This window comes from Microbacterium proteolyticum, from assembly GCF_014192415.1.
Classification (GTDB): Bacteria; Actinomycetota; Actinomycetes; order Actinomycetales; family Microbacteriaceae; genus Microbacterium; species Microbacterium proteolyticum.
The window spans coordinates 486,752-502,949 of record NZ_JACHXY010000003.1 but is presented as its reverse complement, the minus strand read 5'-3'; the positions used below and the strand labels follow the sequence as shown (position 1 = coordinate 502,949).

Genomic DNA, 16,198 nt, shown 5'->3' with positions numbered 1-16,198 from the left:
GGAGGGGGTGGCGCAGTAGCGTGGATGCCATGACTTCCGCCGCGGATCTGCTCGACATCGCCACCCGCATCGCACGAGAGTCCGGCGAGTTGGCGCTCCAGCGCCGCCGCGAGGGCGTCACGGTCGCGGCCACGAAGTCGGCCGCGGCCGACATCGTCACCGCCGCCGACCGCGAGGTCGAGGCGTTCATCCGCGCGGAACTGGCCCGAGAGCGCCCGGGCGACGGGTTCTTCGGCGAAGAGTCGGGCGCCGAGGCCGGCACGAGCGGCATCACCTGGGTGGTCGATCCGATCGACGGCACCGTCAACTACGCCTACGGCATCCCGGCCTGGGCGGTGAGCATCGCCGCCGTCGAGGGTACGGCCGAGACCGCGTCGTGGACCGCGCTCGCCGGTGTCGTCTTCAACCCCGTCACGGGCGAGCTCTTCTGTGCCGCGCGTGGCGGCGGAGCCTGGCTCGGCGATCAGCGACTCTCGGTCAGCGACGTGGGCGAGGCCGGCGGACTCGTCGCGACGGGCTTCGGCTACAACCCCGAGACGCACGGCCCGGCACTCGCGCAACTGTCGCGCGTCATGCCGATCGCCCGCGACGTACGCCGTATCGGTGCGGCGTCGCTCGACCTGGCATCCGTCGCGGCGGGGCGGGTAGACGCGTACTACGAGCGCGGAACGCACCCCTGGGATCACGCGGCCGGGGCGTTGCTGGTCGAAGAAGCCGGGGGGCGGGTCGGCGGCGCGCCCGGTGGCCGCCCGGGCAACGGCATGGTCATCGCGTCGGGCCCCGACTTCTTCTCGCGGCTCGAGCCGCTGCTCGACTTCGAGAGGTGACCCCCTCCCGCTCATCGCATTCTCAGATGACCGGGGTATGGTGTTTACCAGTTCGTTATCTTCCGCAACCCGAACCTGCGGATATGGCCAAGCCCCACAGCCCGAAGCCGTCGCCGTGCGCGACACGACACGAGAGCCCTCGCGCGTTGCCGTCAGAAGCCTTCCCGACTGAGCCCGCCCCCACCCGGCGGTCCCGTCGCCCCCTCGACCCTGCCCCCGAAGACGCCGCCCGGCCGACCCGAGCCGAGATGCGTCGCCACGGTGCGAACGACCCCGCCCCGGTCGACGCCGAGAACGTCGCGCAGCCCGAGCTGATCGAGAACGTGACCGCCGCCGTCCTCGAGACGGTCATCGCCGCGACGATCGACGCCACCCTTCCCGAGGTGGATGCCGCGTCCTCCGTCGCCACGGAATCCGACGCCCTCGAGGTCACCGTGGTCGACGAGAGCTCCTCCGACGAGGTCGCCGTCATCCTCCAGAGCGCCGAGCGCGACAGCGCGACGACGCCCGTCACGCTTCCGACCTCCCCGATCACCCTCCCGGTCTCGTCGCGTCGTTCGCGCCGTCGCCCGCAGGAGGCGGTCATCCTCGACGGTGCACAGATGTCCGTCGCCGATGCTCATGTCGCCGATGCACCCGCAACCGGCGCGCCGCGCCCCGAGGAGACTCCGGATGCTGCCGGCGCCACGGTCGACGACGAGTTCACGTCGGCTGCGCGCCTCTTCGCGTTCACCGGCGAGACGGCCGTTCAGCAGAACCGCATCGTCGCGCCCGCACAGCCCGTCGCCGAGGCTCTTCCGGCTGCGGCGACGAGCGGTTCGCGCCGCAACGTGCGCCGCATCGCGGCCACGTCGTTCACCGTCGGCGTCATGGGCGTCGTGGGTCTGCTCACGGTGGGCATGACCATGCCGGTCAGCGCCCTCGCTTCGGCGAGCGGCACCGACAGCGTCACCGCGAGCGAGACCGTCACCACCCGTCTCGCCGTCGGCGGCGACGTCGCGGCATCCGAGGGTGCCATCCAGGCCTACGTCGCTCCCGCCGCGGCGCAGTCGGCCGTCGTCGACCGCTCCGACGGCTACAGCGCGACCACCTACGCGCAGATGGCCGCCGACTCGGGCATCACCAACCCGTCCAACTTCTACGTCAACGACCCCACAGCGCCCATCCAGTGGCCCTTCGCGGTCGGTGTGCCCATCACGTACGGCTTCGGCATGCGTGACGGCACCATGCACGAGGGTGCCGACTTCGTGCCCGGCGAGGGCTCACCCGTGCAGTCGATCGCCGACGGGACGGTCCGCATCGCGACCGAGCAGGGTGGCGCCTTCGGCGTCACGGTCCTGATCGATCACGAGATCGACGGTCAGCTCATCTCGAGCCGCTACGGACACATGCAGTACGGCTCGCTCCAGGTCACCCAGGGCCAGCACGTGAAGGTCGGTCAGTTCCTCGGCCGCACCGGCAACACGGGCCGTTCGTTCGGCGCCCACACGCACGTCGAGATCCTGCAGAACGGCACCACCCCGATCGACCCGATCGTGTGGCTGCGTCAGCACACCGGCGGCTGACCCGATTGGTGGGAGGGTGTCGCGGTCTGATATCCTCTTCAAGTTGCCCGGAGCGATCCGGGTACGCCCCGATAGCTCAGTGGTAGAGCACTTCCATGGTAAGGAAGGGGTCGTCAGTTCAATCCTGACTCGGGGCTCCAGCGTCCACTTCTGAATCGTGGATGCCGTGCGGCGGGGTAGCTCAGTTGGTGAGAGCGCACGACTCATAATCGTGAGGTCGCGGGTTCAAGCCCCGCTCCCGCTACCGAAGACACAGAGAAGCCCCGGCTCGCGCCGGGGCTTCTGTCGTTCCTGCTCAGGCGGCGCGTCGGCCGCTCTGTCGGTCCCATTCCAGCGACTTCCACTGCAGGAAGGTGCACAGGTTGCTGGCGATGACGTACTCGGCGGCGAGGCTGGCGATGTCGTGCACCGACATCACCAGGTCGTCCGGCCGCTCGGTGAGGGTCAGCTCCCATACCGGGTCGTCGTAGCTGCGCGGCTTCATGAAGATGGACGTCGAGGTGTTCCGCAGGCGCAGAATGACGAGTCCGGTGTCGTCGATGTCGCCATCCTCTTGAGGGGCGACGGTGATGGAGCCGGCGATGCAGTGCTCTTCCTGCTCGAACTCCTTCACCCAGCTTTCGAGCTGTGCGTGGGAGCGGCGGGGTGGCGAGTCTTCGAGCGGTCGCATAGGGGGAGTATGCCACCCGGCCGTCTCGATCCACGCGGATGCGCTCGCCTTGACCGGCGGAGGCGCAGTGTGCGACAAGCACTGCGTCGTGGCAACCCCTTTGGGTGTCACATGGGCGGCGGCTAGCGTGCGCGCATGTCGAACAGTATCGAGCGGATCCACCTCACCGTGGATGGCTCGACGTTCGCGCTCGGTCCGCTCGAGGGCCTCGACGATCTACGAGCCCAGGTGCTGCGGGCGGCGCGAGCCGGCGGCGGCTTCCTGAACGTCACCGTCGACGGCGGTCAACGCCTCAGCTTCTTCGTGACGACGACGACGTCGATCGTCATCGCGGTCGCGACGGTGCCCCTCAGTGCCGACACGGCCGACGGACGAGATCTGCAGCAGGCCCCGGGTATCCACCGGGACTACAGCGACGGAGACATTCCCTTCGACGTCATCTAGCGGGTCGCGAGCCGACGTGACCGGGGTGCGGGGGCGACTCGGCGTGATCCAGCGGCGCGCGCTGACGTGACCCGTGTGCGGAACGGGGCTCAGGGCACTGGGTGCTCAATCCCATCGGGTGTCCCGCTCCTCGTCGTCGCCCTCTCGGGCGGCTTCCGCTGCCGGCCACTCCACCTGGAAGCCGCACTCACGGCATTCGTCGGCGCGGATGCCCTCGTCGAGGAGCGGGTGCATCGTCACGCCGCAGGCGGGGCAGATGGGCTGTGCCTCGTCAGCGAAGGCGTTCGGATGACTCATGGTCCCTCCGTTCCCGCGGCACGTTTCGATCGTGCCCGCAGCGCGGATAACGTCGGAGCATGCCCGCTTCTTCCGCCCGCCTGGGCTTCGGTCTCGCCGCCGTCGGACGGCCGGCGTACATCACCACCGATCGCGACGACGACCTGGGTGATCCGGCCGACCGCTCGATCGCGGCGCTCCGGGCGCGCGCCCACGCGCTGCTCGATGAAGCATGGGATCTCGGCATCCGTTACCTCGATGCAGCGCGGTCCTACGGGCTCGCCGAGGAGTTCCTCGGGGGCTGGCTCTCGGCGCATCCCGAGAGGCGTTCCGAGCTCGTGATCGGCTCGAAGTGGGGCTACGCCTATGTCGGCGAGTGGAAGATGGATGCCACCGTGCACGAGCGCAAAGAGCACTCGGCGGCGATGCTCGACCGTCAGTGGCCCGAGACGCTCGCGGCTCTCGGCTCGCCGCCGGATTTCTACCTGATCCATTCCGTCACCCACGACAGCTCCGCGCTCGCCGACATCGAGGTGCTCCAGCGGATGCGACGGCTGCGGGCCGAGGGCGTGCGAGTGGGGCTGTCGACGAGTGGTCCCCGCCAGGCCGACGTCGTGCGCGCGGCGATGCGCCTGAGCGACAGCCCGTTCACCGTCGTGCAGTCCACCTGGAACCTCTTCGAGTCCTCGGCCGGTGACGCGCTGCTCGAGGCGCACGACGCAGGTTGGACCGTGGTGGTCAAAGAAGCGCTGGCCAACGGCGAGCTCGCGTCCGCCGTGCCGGGCGGCGACCTCGTGCCCGCGGCATCGGGGACCGCCCCCGACCTCTTCGCCCTCGGTGCGGCGCTCGCGCAGCCGTTCGCCGACATCGTGTTGAGCGGGGCGACGACCGTCGCGCACCTCCGCCGCGGCGTCGAGGCGCGAGCCGTGGACCTCGACCGGGCGGTGCTCGCGCAGCTCGCAGTCGAGCCGAGCGACTATTGGCGCCGTCGGTCGGAACGGCCCTGGCGCTGAGTCGTGCCCGTGTGCTGCGGGCGCTGCCAGCGCTCGAGCTCGTCCCCGGCCCTGCCCGAGGGGGACCGGCCGATCAGGGAACGCACCGCACGTCGGCGACGCTGCCCGACACGTTCGCCCACGAGCCCGCGATCGCCGTGGCCAACACCGAACCCGACGACGTCCGCGCCTGCGCGTAACCGGCGGAGCGGGCGTTCGCGATGGAGCGCACCGTCATGCCGGGCGAATACGTTCCGCACGAGGACCACGACACCCGCGTGCCCGACAGTCCCGTTCCGTTGAAGGCGCACACGTTGCCGGTGGCGCAACTGCCGACGGCCTTGTCTTCCTCGGTGGGCACGTCGATGCTCATGCCCAGCTCGGGCCAGTGGGCATGGGTCGCGTCGATGACGACCCCGCCGGGGAGGGCATCGAGGGCGGCGGCGATGTCGGGATGAAGGTCATCGGGTGCGGTCATTGTGGAGCGTCCTTCCTGTCGCGTACATCCCAGAGGATGTAGTCGGTGATCGATCCGGCGGGGAGCTTGAGGTTGGGATTGTCCTCGACGAGAGCCGACTCGTACCCCACGATGCGGCCCGTCTCCGTGGAGATCAGCAGCGAGATGTCGGAGTTGACGGCGGCCGACGGGATGCCGCCGAGCCCGATGACAGGGCGACCCAGGCGGTCGTTCGTGACGCCGAGTACGCGCAACCCGGGGGCGGCGGCCACCACGTCGAGCAGGGCCGACTGCTGGCTCCCGGTGAGGGTCCACTCGCTCTGCAGCGACCGCACGCCCAGCATCACGTCACCCGCCGCGAGGGGTTCGCTCGCCCCCGTCGAGGCCGCTATCAGCGCTCGCATGGCTTCGGCGGTCGGTGCGGGCGGTGTCCGGACGAGCGGGGAGAACTGGTTCTGCACGAATTGCAGGTCGCCCACCACGGTGCCGGGCGTGGGATCGTCGGCGGGCACCGTGTCGCCGTCGGCGTTGGTCGCTTCGGCCGCGATGGTGACGAGCGACCCGGACAGATTCTCGTTCCACCGCACGTCGACCCACTCGCGGCGGAAGACCGTGGCCTCCGCGTCGTCGGGCGAGCCGCTGAAGTACCACCCCAGCGACAGCGATCGGCGCTCCGGCGCGAGCGGCGTCGTGGACTCGGCCAGACGGCGCTGCGCTTCGGCGATGACCCGTGACGCATCGTCGGCGACGGCGGAGTACACCAAGGGCTTGGGGGTGAGGGCCTGGGCCGAGGGTGCCGGCATCCAGAGCACCCCCGAGACGATGGCGAGAACGAGTACCACGGCCGCGGCGGCGGAGGCGATCGCGAGTCTCGGACGCCGTCGACGAGCGCCGGGACGGCCGACGATCTCGCGCAGGCGTCGTTCCGCGTCGAGCGAGATCGGTGCGTCGACCGGTGTACGCGCGGGGTCGAGGCGGCGCAGGGCCCGTGCAAGCTCATCGTCGGTCATCGCGCACCTCCTCGCCGGTCGAGGTGGCGCTCAGCAGCAGGGGGCGCAGTCGTGCGCGCAGGCGGTTCAACCGCGTCCACACGGCGCCCTCGCTCAGCCCGATCACCACCGCGACCTCGGCAGCCGAGAGTTCCTCCCAGTACGTCAGCCAGAGGATCTCGCGCTCGCGCTCCGGCAATGCGCGGATGGCATCCAGCAGGCGCGCGGTCATCGCGGGCTCCGCCTCGCTCGCGAGGGTGCGCACGTGTTCCTCGATCTGCGTCCACAGGGCCCCCTCTCGATCACGTCGCCGGTATTCATTCGCAATGAGATTGCGTGCGGTGCGGTATAGCCACGGCAGTCCGAACGGGTCACGCGGATCGCGTTTCCGCCAGGCGATCTCGAAGCAGTCCATGGTGAGGTCGGCGGCGGCCTCGCGATCCGAGACGCGCCGTTCGATGAATCGGAGAACGGCGTTGTGGTGCTCGCGGAAGAGCACCACGAAATCCGACTCGTCGATCACCGGTGTATGTCTCCGTGCATTCGAAAAAGAAGTGTTTGAACAAGGCGAATCCTTACACGCCGAAGCGAACGGACTTTTTTCCGGGGGTCTGTAAGGATCCGTGCCCGGGAGACACCGCACTGATGGGGGTGGGTGTCTTCTCCGGTTTCGAGACGACACCCGCACGCCCGCCGACAGATGTTCGGGACTGACCTCGGCGGGTGAGGGGTTGCACTGCGTGGGGGCAGTGCAACCCCTCGGATCTCCGCCATCGATCCAGGATGCCAGAGCGCCCGCGTCAGTCCGGATCGACGATCAGGTTCGTGATGCGCGCCGTCGCGATGAGCCGATCGGCGTCGTCGCGGACGACGACGTCGTAGGTGGCCACGCGGCGTCCGCGGTGGGCGGGAGTCGCCACCGCGTGGATCCGCCCCTCGCGCGCGCCGCGGTGGTGGGTGATGTTGAGATCGACGCCCACGCAGACCTTGTCGAGCGTCGACGCGTGGATCATCGCCGCCCATGACCCCACGGCTTCGGCGAGGGCGGCCGTCGCGCCCCCGTGCAGGCGCCCGAGCGACTGCGTGTTTCCGTCGACCGGCATGACCGCTGACACTCGTTCTGCCGACTGCTCGACCACGGCGATGCCGAGGCGCTCGTCGAGAGCTCCGGGGACGATGGTCCAGGGCGTCATGGCCCGCTCCTTCCGCCGCCCACCGGGGGGGCGACCCTTCCCCGACACTATTGCTGAACGTTCGGTCGGGAACAGCCTCGCCCCCCGGCGGGGCTCAGGACGTGCGCAGACCGTCGAGAGCGATGCGCACGATGTCGGCGCCGAGGCGTCCGCCGTCGACGCCGCCGCTGGGGCGGTACCACTCGACGACGGAGTTGATCATGCCGAACAGCAGGCGCGCGGCGACAGCCGCATCGACGTCGTCGCGCACATCGCCCTCGGCCTGCGCTTCGGCGACGAGGGCGGTGACCCGGTGATCGAACACGCGTCGCCGCTCCAGCGCCGCCTGCTCGACGGGGCTGTTCCCGCGCACCCGCAGCAGCAGCGTCACCGCGGGCAGCTGGGCGACGAGCACGTCGGTCGCGCCGACGAGCACGAACCGCAGGCGATCGGATGCCGCCCCCGCGGAGGCGCGGGGGTCGTCGAAGACCGCCTCGAGGCCCCCCAGGGCCGCCTCCAGAGCCACCGAGAGAAGCTCCTCCTTCGAGGAGAAGTGGTGGTAGAGCGCCGATTTCGCGAGCCCCAGGCGTCGGGCGAGGTCGGACACGCTCGTGGCGTCGTAGCCCTGCTCGTTGAACAGCCGTACCGCCACGGCGAGGATGCCCTCGCGGTCGTAGCCCGGACGCCCGCGTCGCGCGGGGGAGTCGGCAGGCGTCGTGGCGGGGTTCGCGGCGGTCACGATGTCAGTGTGTCACTCCAGCAGGGCGGGGGAGTCGGCGCGCAACAGCGCGCGCGCCGCGTTGCCGATGACCGCGCTGTAGGTGGGGTAGGCGAAGCGAACACCGGCGAGGGTTGCGACGTCGATGCCGGCGGCCATCGCGGTCGTGACCGACTGGATGACCTCGACGGCGTTCTCGCCCACCGCGTGCGCTCCGAGCACGAGCTCGCGGCGGCGGTCGGCGATGAGCGTGAGGAAGCCGTTCTCGCGGTCGTCGATCACCGCGCGGTCGAGGTCGGCGAAGCGGACCGTCGCCACGACGCACGAGGGGTCGCGGTCGCGCGCCTGCTCTTCGGTGAGACCGACCCCGGCGTAGTCCGGGTCGGTGAATCCGCCGGCAGGGAGCAGGTGGTGCGGGGTGCGCCGGTTCGCGCCGAGCACGGCGTTCTCTGCGGCCGCCTCGCCCTCGAACTGCGCCGCCTGCACCAGCATGTCGCGGCCGTTGGCGTCGCCCACGGCGAGGATGTGCGGCACGATCGTCCGGAAATACCTGTCGACGGGTATCGCCGATCGCTCCACCTCGATGCCCGCCCGATCGAGCCCGAGGTCGTCGACGTCGGCAGGCCACCCGGTCGCCATGATGACGACGTCGACGTCGACGGTGTGCGCCTCGTCGCTCTCGCGCCAGGTCAGGCGGATCGCGTCGCCGTGCTGGTCGAGGCGCTCGACCGTGTCGATTCCCGTATGCACGTCGACGCCGTCCGCGACGAACGATTCGGCGATGGCGGTCGAGATCCGGGCATCGGATGCCATGAGCACGCGCGGCGCCACGTCGAGCAGCGCCACCTCGGCGCCGAACGAACGGAACACCGTCACCAGCTGGGCACCGGTGTTGCCGGCGCCGATGACCGCGACGCGGCGGGGGAGTTCGGGTAGCGACAGTACGTCTTCCGGCACGGTCGCGAGCTCGGCGCCCGGGATGGGAAGGCGTCGGGAGTGCCCGCCGACGCACACGAGGATCGACTCCGCGCGCACCCGACGGCCGCTGTCGAGCTCGAGGGTGTGGTCATCGACGAAGCGCGCGCGTCCTTCGTGGATCAGGTCGACGCCCGCCTCGGCGAAGCGCTCCGCTTCGCGCTTGATGGAGCGCACGGCGTCGACGCGCTCGTGCACGCGGGACACGACCGCCGACCAGTCCACTCGGGGCTCGTCGACGACGATGCCGTAGTCGTCGGCCGAGCGCGTCTCGCGCATGAGCCGCGCGGCCTTCGCCAGTACGCGGGTGGGAACGCAGCCGGTGTTTACGCACGTGCCACCGACCCTGCCGGCTTCGAACACGACGACCGACGCCCCGAGCTCTGCCGCGCGCAGGGCCGCTGCGGTCCCGGCCGGGCCCGCGCCGATCACGGCGATGTCATAGCTGTCGGCGGCGTCGCTCACAGTGGTCCTCCTGGCTGGTCGATGACCCCAGTCAAGTCCGCACCGATGAGGCGGCCGCGGGGGTTGCGCGGCGGGTCAGAACCCCTCGTAGATGTCGGTCGCCGTCAGCCCGGTGCCGCCGAGGGCGTGCACGCCCGGGGCGGGATGCAGCTCGAACGTCCCGCCGTCGTGCAGGAGCACGGCCGTGTAGTCGCCGCGGGTGTCGAGCTTCACCTCGTACCTACCCGTGTCGATCAGTCGCAGGGTCACGACGGCGCCGCTGCGGGCCAGGAAGCTGATCTCCTTCTCGTGAGCCGTGGGCAGCGGGATGACCGGCTGATCGTCGTCGGCGGTCATTTGTGATCGCGCCACGAGTGCTGCGGGTCGTAGCCGAGCAGGCGCCGCGCCTTGTCGATCGACAGCATCGTGTCGTTCTCGCCCAGCTCGCCGCGCGTCTCGACCCCCGGGAAGACCTCGGCGACCAGCTCGGCGTTGGAGCGGGTCATGACCGTGTCGGCGGCGGCGATGATGAACGTGTCGAAGCCGGTCGGCGCGTTCTCGAGGGCGCGCTGGATCGACTGCGCGCCGTCGCGCGCGTCGATGTAGCCCCACAGGTTCCATTTGCGCGTGCGCGCGTCGGCGTCGAAGGGGAACTCCGCGTAGTCGGCGGGGACCATGACGTTCGAGAACCGGAGCGCCGTGATCGAGAGGTCGGGATGCCACCTCACCAGCTCTGTCGCGAGTCGCTCTTCGAGCGTCTTCACGAGCGAGTAGACCGACTCGGGGCGAGGAGCGTACTGTTCGTCGACCGGGATGTAGGGCGGCGGCACGTCGAAGGGCAGCCCCAGCACCGTCTCGCTCGAGGCGTAGACGATCTTGCGGATGCCGAGCCGCACGGCCGCCCAGAACACGTTGAACGTGCCCGTCATGTTGTTGTGGAACGTGGCGATGTCGGAGCGGATGCCGGGCGCGGGGATCGCCCCGAGGTGGACGACGGCGTCGAAGCCGGTGTGCTGGTCGTTCACCCCGGCGAGGGCGTCGATCACCTGGCCGTAGTCGGTGAGCTCGACCTGCACGAATCCCGGGCCGCGTTCGCCATGGATATCGAGGCCGATGACGTCGTGGCCGGCGGCACGCAGTTCGCGGGCGACGACGGTGCCGAGCTTGCCGGAGGAACCGGTGAGGGCGATGCGCATGGGAATCCTTCAGGTCGGGATGGTGTCGAAGATAGCGTCGAGCACCGACACCGGGCGGCGGCTTGACGACGAACGGCCCGCGAGCTCGTGCTCGCGGGCCGGAGACTCGCCGGGGCGTCGGTCAGTGGACGCGCGCCTCCTCGGTGTCGTCCTCGTCGTCGCCGGGGATGAACACGTCGACCACGGTCACGTTGACCTCCACGACCTTCATGCCCACGATGTCGGAGATCGCCTTCTCGACGGTCGAGCGCACGTTCGCGGCGACCCGCTGGATGCGCTCGGGGTAATCGACCTGGATGGCGATGTCGGCGGCGACCTCGGTCTCGCCCACCTCGACGCTCACGCCCTGGGCGTAGTCCTTCGCGCCGACAGCCTGTCGGATGTTGCCGATGACGCGGGCGGCGCCCCCGCCGAGGGCGTGCACGCCGGGGACCTGGGCGGCGGCGATGCCGGCGACCTTGGCGACCACCGGGTCGACGATGACGGTCTTGCCGCCGTCGCTGCGGGCATCGCGGGGGAGGGAGGCGTTCTGTGCCATGAGGAGCATCCTTTCGTCAAGATCCCGGGCCATATCGACCGTGGGGGTGTTCGCTGAGTGGACGGAACCGATTCGTGAAACGTCACGGATCGAGGCTGAGAACTTTCTGACAGGAACCGCGATGCCCTCTTTGTCCTCCGCCACCGACGCGTTCCTCGCGTCGCGGGCGGCCGACGGCGATCAGCTCGCCTTCGGAGTGCTGGTGCGCCGGCACGCTCCCTTCCTCGTCGCCTTCGCGACGAAGTTGACGGGCTCACGCGCCGACGCCGACGACTGCGTGCAGGAAGCCCTCATCACCGCGTGGCGTCGACTGCCGGACCTCACCGATCCCGAGAAAGTGCGCAGCTGGCTCACCACGATCGTGTCGCGCAAGGTCACCGACCGGATGCGCTCGCGCAAGATCTCGGAGCAGATCGATGAGCAGATGGTCTCGGCCAAGGACGACCCGGAGCGCTCCGTTGTGGCATCGTCCCAGATGGATGCCCTGAAGAAGGTGCTCGCCGATCTGCCCGAGGAGCTGCGGGTCGTGTGGGTGCTGCGCGAGGTCGGCGGCCACAGCTACGACGAGATCGCCGTCGAGGTCGGAGAGACCGCGGCGACCGTGCGAGGCCGTCTCGCCCGTGCCCGTAGAACCGTGTTGGAACGCATGCAGGAGTGGAGGTGACCGGAATGAGCGAGCACAGCGAAGAAATCGGAGGTTCGGGGTACTCCCTCGAAGACCTCTCGGCTTATCTCGATCGCGGGCGCACCCCCCGCATCCCCGCCATCGAGCGCAACGCCGAGTGCCAGGCGATCCTGGCATCCATGGAGCGGATGGGTCGCCTGTCCCGCGAAATCGTGGAGGAGCAGGCGGCTGAGCCCCTCGCCGAGTCCTGGTACGACAGCATCATGCGGGAAGTGATGCGCGAGTTCCGCGCCGGCCGTGACATCCCGCTCTCCCGTGCCGACGACGGCACGGAGATCGTCGTCACCGAGGGGGCGCTCTACGAGCTCATCCGCACCGTCGGCGACGGCGTCGAGGGCCTGCTGGTCGGCCGTGTGCGCCTGAACCAGCCGGAGGCCGGGTCCGCGCTCGAGGTACGCGTCACCGTGAGCGTGCGCTTCGGTCGCGCGATGACGGTCGCGGTGGAAGAGATGCGCACCGGCATCCGCGCGGCGATCGAGCACCACGGCGACCTGAAAGTGGGCCGTGTCGACGTCACCGTGGGTGACGTGCACATGGACGAGGGAGAAGTCGAATGACCGCGATCACCGCCGCCGAGCTCGCCCCGCGCATCGACCTCGCCGTGACCGCGGTCGAGGGAGTGCGCGAGACGTACTCTGCCCGTCCCGTGGTGGCCCGCGCGATCGAGCACGTCGCCGAGGTCGAGGGTTCGCTCGCCTCCGTCGAGGAGGCGGCCGGGGTCCGCGCGATCACGGTGTGCATCGGGGTGTCGCAGACCGACGATGCGGCGAGCGTCGCCACCGCCGTCGCCGCCGCGGCCCGAGGCGCGGGCGCCGACGACGTGCCGTCTCGCGTGCGGGTGCGCGTGGCGCGTCTGGTGGTCCCCGCCTCCTGAGTCGTTTCACGGACTCGGGGGTCGGCGGCGGCATACCCTGGGAGGACAGCTCGTTCCCTCCCGGAGGTCGAATGTCCACGCCGCCCCTCATCGCCGTCACCGGATCCACCGGCGCGGTGGGAGGTCGCGTCGCGCGCGATCTCGCCGCCCGCGGCATCCCCCAGCGCCTTCTCGTGCGCGACGCATCGCGGGCCCCCTCCCTCGGAGGGGCGGAGGTGCACGTGGCCCGGTACTCCGACGCGGATGCCGCCCGCGCGGCCCTGCAGGGGGTCGAGACGCTCTTCATGGTCTCGGCGTCGGAGACCGCCGACCGCGTGGAGCACCACCGGACCTTCGTGGAGGCGGCCGCTGCCGCCGGCGTCCGTTCGATCGTCTACACCTCGTTCTTCGCGGCGGCCCCCGACGCGGTCTTCACGCTCGGCCGTGATCACGCCGCGACGGAGGAGGTCATCCGTGGCTCGGGGATGTCGTGGACGTTCCTGCGCGACAACTTCTACATGGACATGATGGAGCTCTTCGCCGGTGACGACGGCGTCATCCGGGGTCCAGCCGCCCAGGGGCGGTGCTCGCTCGTCTCCCGCTCCGACGTGGCGGCCACCGCGGTGTCTGTGCTTCTCGATCCCGCCGCCCATGCCGACACCGCGTACGACCTCACGGGCCCCGAGGCGCTGACGTTGGCAGAGGTGGCCGAGAAGATCTCCGCGGTGCGAGGTCACCCCGTGCGTTTCGTCGACGAGAGCCTCGACGAGGCCTATGCGTCGCGCGCGGCTTTCGGCGCCCCGCGCTGGCAGGTCGACGCGTGGGTCAGCACCTACACCGCGATCGCGAGCGGAGACCTCGCCGCCGTCTCCGACGACGTCCGACGGGTGACCGGCCGCGCGGCGCAGAGTTTCGACGAGTTCCTCGGCGCCGTGTCGTGACGGCAGTAGTCGCGGTATGCTGACGGCGTGCTGACCTGTCGCTGTTGTCGCTGAACGCTCTCCGCGTTCTATCGACGACCCCGTCAGCCGCGCCCTCCGGCGCATTCATCCCCAGGAATCCATCGTGCGTTACGCCCACAGCGTGGCCGACCTCGTCGGCAACACCCCCCTCGTCCGTCTGACCCGCGTGACCGACGGCATCGCCGCCACCGTGCTCGCGAAGATCGAGTACTTCAACCCCGGCGGGTCGGCGAAAGACCGCATCGCCGCCAACATCGTGGATGCCGCCGAGCGCGACGGGCAGCTGATGCCCGGTGGCGTGATCGTCGAGCCCACCAGCGGCAACACCGGCGTCGGTCTGGCCCTCATCGCCCAGCAGCGCGGGTACCGGTGCGTCTTCGTGGTGCCCGACAAGGTCGCCGAAGACAAGCGCGCCGTCCTCCGGGCCTACGGTGCTGAGGTCGTGGTGACACCGACGAACGTCGAGCCCGACGATCCGAACTCGTACTACAGCGTCTCCGACCGCCTCGTCCGCGAGATCCCGGGCGCCTTCAAACCCAACCAGTACGCCAATCCGAACGGTCCGCGCAGCCACTACGAGACCACCGGTCCCGAGATCTGGCGCGACACCGAGGGAGAGCTCACCCACTTCGTCGCGGGCGTCGGTACGGGCGGCACCATCACCGGCACCGGTCGCTACCTGCGCGAGGTGGCGGGTGACCGCGTGCGCATCGTGGGCGCCGACCCGGTCGGCTCGATCTACTCGGGCGACGAGATCCACGGCTACGACGTCGAGGGCGTCGGCGAGGATTTCTGGCCGGCGGCGTTCGACCCCTCGCTCGTCGACGGGTACGAGCGCGTCTCCGACGCCGAGTCGTTCGCGATGACGCGGCGCCTCGCGCGCGAGGAGGGGCTGCTCGTCGGCGGTTCCAGCGGCATGGCCGTCGTCGCCGCTCTCCGCGTCGCCCGCGATCTGCCCGCCGAGGCGGTGGTGGTCGTGGTGCTGCCCGACCACGGCCGCGGCTACCTCAGCAAGATCTTCGACGACGAGTGGATGACCACGAGGGGCTACGGCGTTACAGCCGTGGCATCCGTCATCCCCCCGAGCACCCAGGAGCACGCCTCATGAGCACCCACGACGCCGCACGCGGATTCGACAGCCTCGCCGTCCACGCGGGTCAGACCCCCGACGAAACCACCGGCGCGGTCATCCCGCCGCTCCACGTCTCCACCACGTACGCGCAAGACGGCATCGGCGGCCTTCGCGGCGGGTACGAGTACGGCCGCAGTGGAAACCCCACGCGCACCGCGTTGGAGTCGCAGGTCGCCGCGCTCGAGGGGGCCGTCCGCGCCCTGTCGTTCGCCTCCGGCCTGGCCGGCGAAGACGCGCTGCTGCGCGCGGCGCTCGTCCCCGGCGACGAGGTGCTGATGGGCAACGACGTGTACGGCGGCACCTACCGGCTGCTCGCCCGCGTGCTGGGCCCGTGGGGCATCACCCTGCGCGTGGTCGACATGAGCGACCTGGATGCCGTGGCCGCCGCCATCGAGCAGCGCGCACCGCGCATGGTCTGGGTCGAGACGCCCAGCAACCCGATGCTGCGCATCACCGACATCGCCGGTCTCGCCCGCCTGGGGCACGCGGCCGGCGCGATCGTCGTTGTGGACAACACCTTCGCCTCGCCCGCGCTGCAGCGTCCGATCGCGCTGGGCGCCGACGTCGTCGTGCACTCGGCCACCAAGTACCTGGGCGGTCACAGTGACGTCGTGGGTGGCGCCCTGGCCTTCGCCGACGCCGATCTCGCCGAGAAGACGCAGTTCCTGCAGTTCGCCGCGGGAGCGGTGTCGGGGCCGTTCGACGCCTACCTCACCACGCGCGGCATCAAGACGCTCGGCATCCGCATGCAGCGTCACAGCTCGAACGCGCAGGCCGTGGCCGAGTACCTCGCCGGCCACGATCGAGTCGCGACGGTGTACTACCCGGGCCTCCCCGCCCACCCGGGCCACGAGCTCGCGGCGACGCAGATGAGCGGCTTCGGCGGCATCGTCTCGCTCGCCCTGGCCGATGGGGCGACCGCCCGTCGGTTCGCGGAGTCGACGCGCCTATTCACGCTCGCGGAGTCGTTGGGGGGCGTGGAGTCGCTCGTGAATTACCCGGATGCCATGACCCACGCGTCGGTGCGCGGCACCGAGCTCGCGGTGCCCGACACCATCGTGCGGCTGTCGGTCGGGATCGAGTCGGTCGACGACCTCGTCGCCGACGTGGATCAGGCGCTCGCGTCGCTCTGAGCCCGACGCCCGGGGCTCGCAGCGGGGCCCCGGGGCATCCAGAAACGGCATCCGCGCCGAGAAACGCATCGAGCGGGCGTTTCTGGGCGCGGATGCCGTTTCTCAGTCGTGCGTGAGCGCGTGAGTGTGTGGCGCACGAGCGCGTGGCGCGTCAGCGTGAGGCGTCCGCG

At 70.3% G+C, this 16,198-nt stretch carries 21 protein-coding genes and 2 tRNA genes; 12 read left to right on the top strand and 11 right to left on the bottom strand.

Translation table 11 applies throughout. The features are described from left to right. Positions 1-29 precede the first annotated feature (29 nt). The 4 genes from FHS07_RS14490 to FHS07_RS14475 all read left to right on the top strand — a co-directional run bounded on the left by FHS07_RS14490 (position 30) and on the right by FHS07_RS14475 (position 2,636). The gene (locus FHS07_RS14490; protein ID WP_183420595.1) at positions 30-827 is read left to right on the top strand and encodes an inositol monophosphatase family protein; all 798 of its coding nucleotides are present in this window, start codon (positions 30-32) and stop codon (positions 825-827) included. A 248-nt stretch (positions 828-1,075) separates the two neighbouring features. Continuing rightward, a complete protein-coding gene (locus FHS07_RS14485; RefSeq protein WP_183420594.1) occupies positions 1,076-2,392 on the top strand; it encodes a M23 family metallopeptidase in 1,317 nt (438 codons plus the stop codon). Positions 2,393-2,457: 65 nt separating this feature from the next. Then, a tRNA-Thr gene (locus tag FHS07_RS14480) sits at positions 2,458-2,532 on the top strand. 30 nt (positions 2,533-2,562) lie between these two features. After that, positions 2,563-2,636 (top strand) — tRNA-Met (locus tag FHS07_RS14475). 51 nt (positions 2,637-2,687) lie between these two features. Here the strand turns inward: FHS07_RS14475 and FHS07_RS14470 are convergent. Next, positions 2,688-3,062, bottom strand: a complete 375-nt coding sequence (locus tag FHS07_RS14470) for a hypothetical protein (protein ID WP_183420593.1) — start codon at positions 3,060-3,062, stop codon at positions 2,688-2,690. A gap of 135 nt (positions 3,063-3,197) precedes the next feature. On the opposite strand from FHS07_RS14470, the gene FHS07_RS14465 reads away from it, so the two are divergent. Then, positions 3,198-3,506: a hypothetical protein gene (locus tag FHS07_RS14465; protein WP_183420592.1), complete on the top strand. Its 309-nt coding sequence runs from the start codon at positions 3,198-3,200 to the stop codon at positions 3,504-3,506. A gap of 105 nt (positions 3,507-3,611) precedes the next feature. Here the strand turns inward: FHS07_RS14465 and FHS07_RS14460 are convergent, their stop codons facing one another. Then, positions 3,612-3,803: a TFIIB-type zinc ribbon-containing protein gene (locus FHS07_RS14460; protein WP_183420591.1), complete on the bottom strand. Its 192-nt coding sequence runs from the start codon at positions 3,801-3,803 to the stop codon at positions 3,612-3,614. 59 nt (positions 3,804-3,862) lie between these two features. On the opposite strand from FHS07_RS14460, the gene FHS07_RS14455 reads away from it, so the two are divergent. Then, positions 3,863-4,795, top strand: a complete 933-nt coding sequence (locus tag FHS07_RS14455) for an aldo/keto reductase (RefSeq protein ID WP_183420590.1) — start codon at positions 3,863-3,865, stop codon at positions 4,793-4,795. 73 nt (positions 4,796-4,868) lie between these two features. Here FHS07_RS14455 and FHS07_RS14450 read toward each other — a convergent pair whose 3' ends face one another. The 9 genes from FHS07_RS14450 to FHS07_RS14410 form a co-directional block, all read right to left on the bottom strand. Beyond that, positions 4,869-5,252: a hypothetical protein gene (locus tag FHS07_RS14450; RefSeq protein WP_183420589.1), complete on the bottom strand. Its 384-nt coding sequence runs from the start codon at positions 5,250-5,252 to the stop codon at positions 4,869-4,871. Continuing rightward, a complete protein-coding gene (locus FHS07_RS14445; RefSeq protein ID WP_183420588.1) occupies positions 5,249-6,241 on the bottom strand; it encodes a hypothetical protein in 993 nt (330 codons plus the stop codon). Before FHS07_RS14445 ends, FHS07_RS14450 begins: the two co-directional genes overlap by 4 nt. Beyond that, positions 6,228-6,743, bottom strand: a complete 516-nt coding sequence (locus FHS07_RS14440; RefSeq protein WP_183420587.1) for a sigma-70 family RNA polymerase sigma factor — start codon at positions 6,741-6,743, stop codon at positions 6,228-6,230. The genes FHS07_RS14445 and FHS07_RS14440 overlap by 14 nt, the downstream gene beginning before the upstream one ends. Positions 6,744-7,020: 277 nt before the next feature. Then, positions 7,021-7,413 carry a PaaI family thioesterase gene (locus FHS07_RS14435; protein ID WP_183420586.1) on the bottom strand — a complete coding sequence of 131 codons (393 nt, stop codon included), beginning with the start codon at positions 7,411-7,413 and terminating at the stop codon, positions 7,021-7,023. A 94-nt stretch (positions 7,414-7,507) separates the two neighbouring features. Continuing rightward, on the bottom strand, positions 7,508-8,131 hold the full coding sequence (locus FHS07_RS14430) for a TetR family transcriptional regulator (RefSeq protein WP_183420585.1): 624 nt from the start codon (positions 8,129-8,131) through the stop codon (positions 7,508-7,510). 12 nt (positions 8,132-8,143) lie between these two features. Then, positions 8,144-9,550: an FAD-dependent oxidoreductase gene (locus tag FHS07_RS16860; protein WP_183420584.1), complete on the bottom strand. Its 1,407-nt coding sequence runs from the start codon at positions 9,548-9,550 to the stop codon at positions 8,144-8,146. A 75-nt stretch (positions 9,551-9,625) separates the two neighbouring features. After that, positions 9,626-9,886 carry a hypothetical protein gene (locus FHS07_RS14420; RefSeq protein WP_183420583.1) on the bottom strand — a complete coding sequence of 87 codons (261 nt, stop codon included), beginning with the start codon at positions 9,884-9,886 and terminating at the stop codon, positions 9,626-9,628. Then, entirely contained in the window at positions 9,883-10,725 is an 843-nt protein-coding gene (locus FHS07_RS14415; RefSeq protein WP_183420582.1) for an NAD-dependent epimerase/dehydratase family protein, read from the bottom strand. Before FHS07_RS14415 ends, FHS07_RS14420 begins: the two co-directional genes overlap by 4 nt. Before the next feature lie 121 nt (positions 10,726-10,846). Next, on the bottom strand, positions 10,847-11,263 hold the full coding sequence (locus FHS07_RS14410; protein ID WP_246383601.1) for an Asp23/Gls24 family envelope stress response protein: 417 nt from the start codon (positions 11,261-11,263) through the stop codon (positions 10,847-10,849). A 121-nt stretch (positions 11,264-11,384) separates the two neighbouring features. Here FHS07_RS14410 and FHS07_RS14405 point away from each other — a divergent pair, with 121 nt between their 5' ends. The 6 genes from FHS07_RS14405 (at position 11,385) to FHS07_RS14380 (ending at position 16,028) form a co-directional block, all read left to right on the top strand. Then, on the top strand, positions 11,385-11,927 hold the full coding sequence (locus FHS07_RS14405; protein WP_183420580.1) for an RNA polymerase sigma factor: 543 nt from the start codon (positions 11,385-11,387) through the stop codon (positions 11,925-11,927). A gap of 5 nt (positions 11,928-11,932) precedes the next feature. Beyond that, entirely contained in the window at positions 11,933-12,505 is a 573-nt protein-coding gene (locus FHS07_RS14400) for an Asp23/Gls24 family envelope stress response protein (RefSeq protein ID WP_183420579.1), read from the top strand. Then, entirely contained in the window at positions 12,502-12,822 is a 321-nt protein-coding gene (locus FHS07_RS14395) for a hypothetical protein (RefSeq protein WP_183420578.1), read from the top strand. The genes FHS07_RS14400 and FHS07_RS14395 overlap by 4 nt, the downstream gene beginning before the upstream one ends. Positions 12,823-12,893: 71 nt before the next feature. Continuing rightward, positions 12,894-13,742, top strand: coding sequence for an SDR family oxidoreductase (locus tag FHS07_RS14390; RefSeq protein WP_183420577.1), 849 nt, complete (start codon positions 12,894-12,896; stop codon positions 13,740-13,742). A gap of 124 nt (positions 13,743-13,866) precedes the next feature. Next, positions 13,867-14,871, top strand: a complete 1,005-nt coding sequence (locus FHS07_RS14385; RefSeq protein ID WP_183420576.1) for a pyridoxal-phosphate dependent enzyme — start codon at positions 13,867-13,869, stop codon at positions 14,869-14,871. Beyond that, positions 14,868-16,028, top strand: coding sequence for a cystathionine gamma-synthase (locus tag FHS07_RS14380; RefSeq protein WP_183420575.1), 1,161 nt, complete (start codon positions 14,868-14,870; stop codon positions 16,026-16,028). Before FHS07_RS14385 ends, FHS07_RS14380 begins: the two co-directional genes overlap by 4 nt. Positions 16,029-16,198: the final 170 nt, after the last annotated feature.

Excerpts from the sequence above, each read along its gene's own strand:
- FHS07_RS14465 (WP_183420592.1), top strand. The coding sequence starts at position 3,198 with ATGTCGAACAGTATCGAGCGGATCCACCTCACCGTGGATGGCTCGACG.
- FHS07_RS14445 (WP_183420588.1), bottom strand. The coding sequence starts at position 6,241 with ATGACCGACGATGAGCTTGCACGGGCCCTGCGCCGCCTCGACCCCGCG.
- FHS07_RS14420 (WP_183420583.1), bottom strand. The coding sequence starts at position 9,886 with ATGACCGCCGACGACGATCAGCCGGTCATCCCGCTGCCCACGGCTCAC.
- FHS07_RS14410 (WP_246383601.1), bottom strand. The coding sequence starts at position 11,263 with ATGGCACAGAACGCCTCCCTCCCCCGCGATGCCCGCAGCGACGGCGGC.
- FHS07_RS14460 (WP_183420591.1), bottom strand. The coding sequence starts at position 3,803 with ATGAGTCATCCGAACGCCTTCGCTGACGAGGCACAGCCCATCTGCCCC.
- FHS07_RS14395 (WP_183420578.1), top strand. The coding sequence starts at position 12,502 with ATGACCGCGATCACCGCCGCCGAGCTCGCCCCGCGCATCGACCTCGCC.
- FHS07_RS14485 (WP_183420594.1), top strand. The coding sequence starts at position 1,076 with ATGCGTCGCCACGGTGCGAACGACCCCGCCCCGGTCGACGCCGAGAAC.
- FHS07_RS14450 (WP_183420589.1), bottom strand. The coding sequence starts at position 5,252 with ATGACCGCACCCGATGACCTTCATCCCGACATCGCCGCCGCCCTCGAT.
- FHS07_RS14390 (WP_183420577.1), top strand. The coding sequence starts at position 12,894 with ATGTCCACGCCGCCCCTCATCGCCGTCACCGGATCCACCGGCGCGGTG.
- FHS07_RS14380 (WP_183420575.1), top strand. The coding sequence starts at position 14,868 with ATGAGCACCCACGACGCCGCACGCGGATTCGACAGCCTCGCCGTCCAC.
- FHS07_RS14405 (WP_183420580.1), top strand. The coding sequence starts at position 11,385 with ATGCCCTCTTTGTCCTCCGCCACCGACGCGTTCCTCGCGTCGCGGGCG.
- FHS07_RS14470 (WP_183420593.1), bottom strand. The coding sequence starts at position 3,062 with ATGCGACCGCTCGAAGACTCGCCACCCCGCCGCTCCCACGCACAGCTC.
- FHS07_RS14400 (WP_183420579.1), top strand. The coding sequence starts at position 11,933 with ATGAGCGAGCACAGCGAAGAAATCGGAGGTTCGGGGTACTCCCTCGAA.
- FHS07_RS14435 (WP_183420586.1), bottom strand. The coding sequence starts at position 7,413 with ATGACGCCCTGGACCATCGTCCCCGGAGCTCTCGACGAGCGCCTCGGC.
- FHS07_RS14490 (WP_183420595.1), top strand. The coding sequence starts at position 30 with ATGACTTCCGCCGCGGATCTGCTCGACATCGCCACCCGCATCGCACGA.
- FHS07_RS14455 (WP_183420590.1), top strand. The coding sequence starts at position 3,863 with ATGCCCGCTTCTTCCGCCCGCCTGGGCTTCGGTCTCGCCGCCGTCGGA.
- FHS07_RS14415 (WP_183420582.1), bottom strand. The coding sequence starts at position 10,725 with ATGCGCATCGCCCTCACCGGTTCCTCCGGCAAGCTCGGCACCGTCGTC.